This window comes from Ferrovibrio sp. (assembly GCF_029255545.1).
Lineage (GTDB): Bacteria > Pseudomonadota > Alphaproteobacteria > Ferrovibrionales > Ferrovibrionaceae > Ferrovibrio.
The window spans coordinates 21235-28289 of record NZ_JANLJJ010000059.1; the positions used below are offsets into that span (position 1 = coordinate 21235).

7 protein-coding genes are annotated in these 7055 nt (G+C 60.2%); 2 read left to right on the forward strand and 5 right to left on the reverse strand.

Features of this window, described 5'->3' with window-relative positions; translation table 11 throughout:
- The first annotated feature begins 60 nt into the window (after positions 1-60).
- Entirely contained in the window at positions 61-1191 is a 1131-nt protein-coding gene (locus tag Q1J79_RS11745) for a zinc-dependent alcohol dehydrogenase family protein (RefSeq protein ID WP_300300474.1), read from the forward strand.
- Between the two features lie 12 nt (positions 1192-1203).
- Here Q1J79_RS11745 and Q1J79_RS11750 read toward each other — a convergent pair whose 3' ends face one another.
- Genes Q1J79_RS11750 through Q1J79_RS11765 form a run of 4 tightly spaced genes read right to left on the reverse strand, consistent with a single transcriptional unit; the run spans position 1204 to position 4441 of the window.
- Positions 1204-1554, reverse strand: a complete 351-nt coding sequence (locus Q1J79_RS11750) for an OB-fold domain-containing protein (protein ID WP_300300494.1) — start codon at positions 1552-1554, stop codon at positions 1204-1206.
- Entirely contained in the window at positions 1554-2693 is a 1140-nt protein-coding gene (locus Q1J79_RS11755) for a thiolase family protein (protein ID WP_300300476.1), read from the reverse strand. Before Q1J79_RS11755 ends, Q1J79_RS11750 begins: the two co-directional genes overlap by 1 nt.
- Positions 2694-2706: 13 nt before the next feature.
- Entirely contained in the window at positions 2707-3570 is an 864-nt protein-coding gene (locus Q1J79_RS11760; RefSeq protein WP_300300478.1) for a MaoC family dehydratase N-terminal domain-containing protein, read from the reverse strand.
- Positions 3563-4441 carry an SDR family oxidoreductase gene (locus Q1J79_RS11765; RefSeq protein WP_300300479.1) on the reverse strand — a complete coding sequence of 293 codons (879 nt, stop codon included), beginning with the start codon at positions 4439-4441 and terminating at the stop codon, positions 3563-3565. The genes Q1J79_RS11760 and Q1J79_RS11765 overlap by 8 nt, the downstream gene beginning before the upstream one ends.
- A 220-nt stretch (positions 4442-4661) precedes the next feature.
- Here Q1J79_RS11765 and Q1J79_RS11770 point away from each other — a divergent pair, with 220 nt between their 5' ends.
- Entirely contained in the window at positions 4662-5429 is a 768-nt protein-coding gene (locus Q1J79_RS11770; protein ID WP_300300480.1) for a helix-turn-helix domain-containing protein, read from the forward strand.
- Positions 5430-5571: 142 nt separating this feature from the next.
- Here Q1J79_RS11770 and Q1J79_RS11775 read toward each other — a convergent pair whose 3' ends face one another.
- Positions 5572-6816, reverse strand: coding sequence for a site-specific integrase (locus Q1J79_RS11775; protein WP_300300481.1), 1245 nt, complete (start codon positions 6814-6816; stop codon positions 5572-5574).
- Positions 6817-7055 lie beyond the last annotated feature (239 nt).

Below are 7055 nucleotides of genomic sequence, written 5' to 3' on the forward strand. Positions count from 1 at the left end.
AATCAGAAACCCGGTCATTGGCAGGCCGGGTCGCATATGAACCAGTCTGGGGAGAAAGACATGAAGATGAAGGCCGCCGTTCTGTACGATAACAATCTTCCGCGGCCTTTCCGCGACAGCAAGCCGCTGGTGATCGAAGAAGTGGACTTGGATCCGCCGGGGCCGGGTGAGGTTCTGGTCGAAATTCGTGCGGCAGGCCTGTGCCATTCCGACCTCTCCGCCATCAATGGCTCTCGCCCGCGTAAGCTTCCGTCCATCCCCGGTCACGAGGCCGCCGGTATCGTGCGAGAAGTTGGTCAGGGCGTGACCGGCGTCGCCGTCGGTGATCACGTCGTCACCATCGTTGTCACGACCTGCGGGAAATGCGGAAACTGCCTGAACGGACGGCCCAATCTTTGTGAAGCCACCAAAGAGGCGCGCGCGAATGGCACCCTGCAGACGGGCGCGCGGCGGCTGCATATCGGCAATACCCCGCTCAACCATTATTCCGGTCTCTCCATCTTCGCCCAGTATGCCGTCTGCTCCGAGCAGTCGCTGGTCCCGATTGCCAAGGACATCCCGTTCGAATTCGCCTCGCTATTCGGATGCGCCGTCGTCACCGGCGTGGGAGCGGTCATGAACACGGCCAAAGTCCCGGCCGGCGTCAGCGCCGCAGTGGTCGGCCTAGGCGGTGTCGGGCTGAGCGCCATCATGGGGCTGGTGGCAGTGGGAGCGCTTCCCATCGTCGCGGTGGATCCTATCCAAAGCAAACTCGACATGGCCCGCGCCCTGGGCGCCACTCATGCGGTCCAGGTCGCCGGCGATAAATTCATCGATGAAATCCGCGATCTGACCAATGGTGGCGTGGAATTCGCGTTTGAAATGGCGGGATCGATTCCCGCCATGAACACCGCCTATGCGATCACCCGTCGCGGCGGCACCACGGTCACGGCCGGCCTGCCCGATCTGAGCAAGAGCCTCGCCCTCAATCACTCCAGCATCGTCACCGAGGAGCGCACGGTCAAAGGCAGCTATATGGGCAGTTGCGTGCCCGGGCGGGATATCCCCAAATTCCTTGAGCTGTACAAGAACGCGAAGCTGCCAGTCGAAAAGCTGTACAGCCGCACGATCGGCTTCGACGAGATTAATGCCGCTTTCGACGAACTCGATTCCGGCAATACGATTCGCCAGGTGCTCAATCCGCACCTGTAAGGCAGCTTGCAGTCAGGGCCTGGTGAAATAGGGGATTGGCTGCCCGAGCGGACGCGACCATGTCAACCGGACACGGTCGCCGATCTGCAGGTCGCCATCCCCATGGGCCATCAGCCGGAAGCCTTCTGCTGCGTCGACCAGCACAATGGTATAGGGCACATGCGCCTTCCACTCCTTGGTCGGCGCGCGCGTCACCTTTGTCACGGCGAATACGACACCGCGACCGCCGGCCTCGCGCATCGCGGCATCGCGGCTGCCGCAGCCGGGACAGAATTCGCGGGCGAAATACCAGACATGCCGGCATGTCCCGCAGCGCTGATAGGTCAAGCTCTCGGCACCTGAAACCCAGCCGGTCTGCTGCATCACGACGTCCTCTCGAGTACCAGGCTCACATGCGAGGAGAGTATGCCTCCGTCACCGTGCAGCAATGCCAGTTTTGGCAGTTTGGCGATCTGACGGGTGCCAGCCCGCCCGCCCATCTGCCTTGCGGTCTCGACGAGATGCGCCAGCGCGCCGGCCACACCGCAATGGCCGAACGAGAGCAGGCCTCCATGCGTGTTGAGGGGAATACTGCCGTTCGGATCGAAATATCCGTCCCGGACATACCGTCCGGCCATGCCTCTTTCGCAGAACCCGATCTCTTCAAGCAGCATGGCCAGCGTGATCGTGAAACTGTCGTAAATCGCAGCATATTCCACATCGCCCAGATCGATGCCCGCATCCCGCAGCGCCGTCGCGCTTGAGATGCCGGCACCGGATGCGATGAGATCCGGAGCTGCGCTGATATGCTGATGCGTATGGGCCTGCGCGGCGGACCGGATCCGCAGCGCGACGTCAGCAGGCTTCTCCCACCCCACGACAAAGGCGACGCCTCCATCGGAGATTGGGCAGCAATCCAGCAGCTTCAATGGAGTGGCAATCGGAAGGGACGCCATGACATGGTCAATCGAGATAGGGTCGCGGAAATGCGCATCCGGGTGCAGTACGGCATTCCTGCGCATCAGCACGGCAATCTCCGCCAGTTCGGCTTCGGGGATGCCGAAATCATGCATATAGCGCGACGCCGCCAGGGCATAATATGCCGGCACCGTAGCGCCAAGCGGGACCTCGTAGTCCTTATGCCCGACCTGGGCCAGTGTCTGGATCGCGCTGTCGCTGCTCTGCCCCGTCGCCCGGGTTTCTCCGGCGACGACCAGGATTCTCTTCGCGACCCCCGCCTCGACCAGGGCATGTGCGAGCATCAGCATCGCAAACCCCGTCGCGCCGCCGAGCTGGACGGAATGGGCATATTGGGGCGACAGCCCGAAATGCTCTGCGAAAAGCGTACTCAGCATCAGATGCGGCAGCACCGTAGAATAGCCGCAGATCAGCCCATCGATATCCGACCGTTCCAGATGCGCATCCTGCAGGGCCTGCTCTGCAGCCGACGACATCAGATCCAGTGTCTCCTGGCCTTCGAGCTTGCCGAACCTGGTTTGGCCGACTCCGAGCAACCAGCTCACGCGATCCTCATTTTCAGAAGGTGACTTCGGCCGTCATGGCCGGAGACGCATTGTCGGTGGAAATCCAGATACTGCAGCCGTCTTTCGTCGGGCAACCTTCAATCCTGAATGGCCCGGTGTCATAAACCGGCGCCTGCGCGCGCATGGAGTAAGATGAAAACAGGCGGCCGGGATTGTTATCGGCCGCGAAATCCAGCATCAGGTTCGACATGAGCGGACCATGCACGACAAGTCCGGCATATTTCTCATGCTGTATCGCATATTCTCTGTCGAAGTGAATGCGATGCGAATTGAACGTTAGCGCGGAATATCGCATCAGAAGCACCGGATCCGGCGTCACCTGCCTACTCCAGGCTGCATCCGGCTGCGGGGATTTTTCCAGCGGCGCGGCCGGCCGGCTTTGGCCCTTGTCTTCGTCGCGGAAAACGGTGGTCCAGAATTCCTCAACCGCCAGGCCGGCATCCGTGCTGATCTTGCTTTGCAGGGTGGCGATGCAGATGGCACCTGCCTTGCCTTCCTTCATCTGGATATCTTTCAGCAGCGTTTCGCGCGTCAGATGCTCACCGATCAGGATAGGCTGGTGAAACCGCAGAGTGACGCCGCCGAATACCCGCCGTGGCAATGAGACCTTCGGCAAGACACCGGTCGATATCGGGCTGCCATCGGGCCGCAACTCTTGCGGACGGAAGTTGGGCCAGAAAAAGACCGAATGCCATCCCTGTGGAATAGGCTCGCCTTTCGACGGCGGTTTACCTTTCCGATCCAGAGTCGCCCAGAGCGCCTTGATCGCAGATTCGGCGGCGTCATCCTGCGACCGCAGGCTTTGCCCGATCGATGCGCGAAGGGCCGCCTCTTCTTCCATCAGCTCCTTACGCATTGCGGCCCGCCGTGTCGGCCTGACGCGCGATCTTCTTCTTTTCAGCCCAGTCGGCATCGCTCAGGCCGAAATATCGCGTCATCTGCGTGCCGTTTGCCAGATATCCGGCGCCATCGAGCGCTATGGTCTGGCCTGACAGCCATTCACAGCCGTCCGCCATCAGGAAGGTGGCCAGATTCTGCAACTCGCTGGGGCGACCGACACGTCCCCAGGGATTTTCCGATCCCCGGTCATTGGAATCGCCGCCTGGATCGAGCCGCGCTGACATGCCTTCCGTCGGGATTACACCGGGAGCAATGGCATTAACGCGAATCTTGTTGCGTCCCCATTCGATCGCCAGCGACTTGGTCATGGCGTCCAGACCCGTCTTGGCCATGGCGGATGGCACCGTGAAAGGAGACCCCGTCCAGACCCAGGTCGTCAGAATGGATATGATCGCACCCGGCAGGCCGGCTTCGATCCATCGCTTTCCGACGGCATTGGTCACGTAGAATGTTCCATGCAGAACCGTGTTGGCCACGGCATCGAATCCGCGCGGGGAGACCAGATGGGTGGGCGAGATGAAATTTCCGGCTGCGTTGTTGACCAGCCCGGTCAGCGGTCCCTCGGACGAGACCGTTTCCATCAGGCGGTTGACCTGCTCCGGATCACGGATATCTGCCGACTGCGCCCTGATTCGAGCGCCATGCGCCTGCGACAGCTCTTTCACCGTTGCGTCGAGCGGCGCCTGACGTCGTCCGCAGATCCACACCGTTGCGCCCAGCGACAGGTAGTGTTCTGCAATCGCACGGCCGAGACCAGTCCCTCCGCCGGTGACCAGGATTCTCTTTCCGGCCAGAAGTCCGTCTCTGAACATTTGATTTTCCGCCATTTTCTTCACCCGAAAACAAAATAATTCTTTATAGAGAATTTAATTCGGTATAGAATATAGTGTAGAACTTCCGTTCCGGCGCTGTCAATCGCAGCCGGATGCAATGCGGGAGGCCACGTGGCAACTCATGCATGCGGACAACGGACTGCTCTATATTTTTGCGTAACAGGGTCGATTCCCATCACGGCGGCTCATCACCTTCGGTACTGCGGATTTTGAGATGACTGAGGCCAATACAAAAAATAACTACAAGCCGGTCGGCGCGGTACTGAACGCTATTCGAATCCTGAATTTCCTCACGCAATCATCGGAAGCGCAGGGCGTTACGAAAATTGCCAAGGAAACCCAGATCAATCAGAGTACCTGCTTCAATATTCTGCGCACGCTCGCGGATGCTGAGTTCGTGCGCTTCGATCCTGCATCCCGAAAGTATGAGCTGGGTATCGGCCTCGGCCCGATCGCGACCCGAGCCCTGAACCCCACGCTGAACATGCACGCCGTCAAGCAGCAGCTGCGGGCGATCACCAAGGAATTCAATATCAGCGTCTCTGTCTGGCGCCGGCTGGGTGACAACCGCCTGATCCTGACTGCACTGGAGCAGAGCGAGGCCGGCGTGCGGGTGCATCTGAGTCTTGGCCAGCGCGTGCCGCTGCTGGGCGGCGCCATGGGCCGACTCTTCGCATTGTCCGGCGAATTCAGCCCCGCGGATGTGAAAAAGCGGTTCGAAGCGGTTCGCTGGCAGCAGCCGATCAACTTCGAGACGTTCATGGAAGAAGCCGAGGCTGCGAAGAAGCGCGGCTGGGCGATCGACGATGGCGCCTACATCCGCGGTGCATTGAATCTGGCAGTTCTGATCCCTGGCGATACGCAGATGGTCTGCACCGGTACCATGTTCCAGGGCCAGCATGACAAGCTTACCCAGCGTGAAATCGGCCGCAGTCTCGTTGGCCTGGCAAAGGATCTCGCCAACAAGCCGATGCCTGAATAATCCCCCTCTGTCAGAGAGTGTGGCAACGCAGGGATGCGGCATCCCAGTGAGACATGCTGCCATATTGCCGGAAGGCCGAGAGGAGAAAATCAGCGCCACCAAACTTGCCGCGATACGTTCGAAGCTTCGGGAAATGCAGGAGCTACTGCGATAGCTCTAGGATCTCGGTGATTTCTGACGAGACCCTATCGGCCGCCTCAATCAAAGCCTGTTCAATATGAACATAGCCCTGCGTCACGGTGCATTTTGCATGGCCGAGCAGGCCTGCGATGATCAGTTCGGAATAACCGAGTTCTGCCGCAATGCTGGCGAAGGTATGCCGCATGACGTGTGGCGTGACATCTGCCAATTCCGCTCTCGCACAAATGCGATCCAGCACTCGGGTGACGCCAATGAAATGGCCGTCACCACGATCTGCCGGAAAGACATAGAGCGTCCGAGTTTCATCTGAGTTTACCGCTTTTCGCTGAGCCTTTAGCAAATCGAGGGCCGCCTTACCAACCACCCGAAATTGCGGTCCCGTTTTGGAATCCGGGAACTGGACGCAGTGTTCGTCAGCCCTGAGCCAGCCCCATTGTAGGCCGAGCACCTCCATGCGTCGAAAGCCGGTCAGAAGCATGAGGCGAATGACCGCCAGGGCCGTCGGATGCTCCCCCTCGGCCTCCATCTGCCGCATGGTCTTTCCAAGTTGCCGCAGTTCCTCGCTACTCAAGCGGCGATCCAGCTTGCGACTGGCGATCTGCCGCACCCCATCAGCCGGATTCGCCTCGATCAGGCGCCAGCGAGCCGCATGCCCCAGCAGGCTGCGCAGGGTGCTGACAGTCCGTCCGGCTACCCCGGACCCGCCGGTGGTCCTCCCGCCCCGCCCTTTTCGGGCCTTGGCCGTCTTGCCAGCGACAATATCGGCCTGCATCCGCTCGATGTCGGCCAGGGTCAGAGCACGGACCGACCGGGTGCCCAGGAGCGGTTTGATGTGGGTGTTGATCCGGCTCTCGTCCATGTCCAGGGTCGAGGCCTTAATCGGGCGCCGGTTTCGCCCCAGGATGCGTCCAGCCCGTGCCTCCTCCAGGTACCACTGGCAGATCTCGGCGACGGTCTTTCCTGCCCGGATAGCTTGTTTGTCGGCAGAAGGATCCTCGCCCCTGGCCACGGCGGCGAGCTTCTGGCGAGCCAAGCCGCGAGCCTCCTCCGGCGTGAAAACCGTGTGCCTGCCCAGGACCAGCCGCCGGGTCCGTCCCTCTGCGTTGCGATACTGGATGAAATAGCTCTTCACACCGGAGCTTTTCACGCGCAAACCGAAGCCGCGCAGCTCGCCATCCCAGGCAAAGGCCTCTCCGCTGGGCCCCGCCTGCAGTCTATCCACGATGCTTTTGATGAGCTTGCCCATCGCCGCTTACCTCTCTGCTTCCCTAACTATAGGACTGCATCTTGAGGAAGCAATCAGGAAGCTGGCGAGATACAACAAGAGAGTACGTGAGGATACTCGGTTCTATATAAACACCTTTAATATCAGATTATTATATGATTCTAGGACACTTGAGCGTATATCGGCGAATTTCCTTCGGCACCACCTAACCGCCTTGCCAAGGTTGGGGTCGAGGGTTCGAATCCCTTCGCCCGCTCCAT

Excerpts from the sequence above, each read along its gene's own strand:
- Q1J79_RS11745 (WP_300300474.1), top strand. The coding sequence starts at position 61 with ATGAAGATGAAGGCCGCCGTTCTGTACGATAACAATCTTCCGCGGCCT.
- Q1J79_RS11750 (WP_300300494.1), bottom strand. The coding sequence starts at position 1,554 with ATGCAGCAGACCGGCTGGGTTTCAGGTGCCGAGAGCTTGACCTATCAG.
- Q1J79_RS11760 (WP_300300478.1), bottom strand. The coding sequence starts at position 3,570 with ATGCGTAAGGAGCTGATGGAAGAAGAGGCGGCCCTTCGCGCATCGATC.
- Q1J79_RS11765 (WP_300300479.1), bottom strand. The coding sequence starts at position 4,441 with ATGGCGGAAAATCAAATGTTCAGAGACGGACTTCTGGCCGGAAAGAGA.
- Q1J79_RS11770 (WP_300300480.1), top strand. The coding sequence starts at position 4,662 with ATGACTGAGGCCAATACAAAAAATAACTACAAGCCGGTCGGCGCGGTA.
- Q1J79_RS11775 (WP_300300481.1), bottom strand. The coding sequence starts at position 6,816 with ATGGGCAAGCTCATCAAAAGCATCGTGGATAGACTGCAGGCGGGGCCC.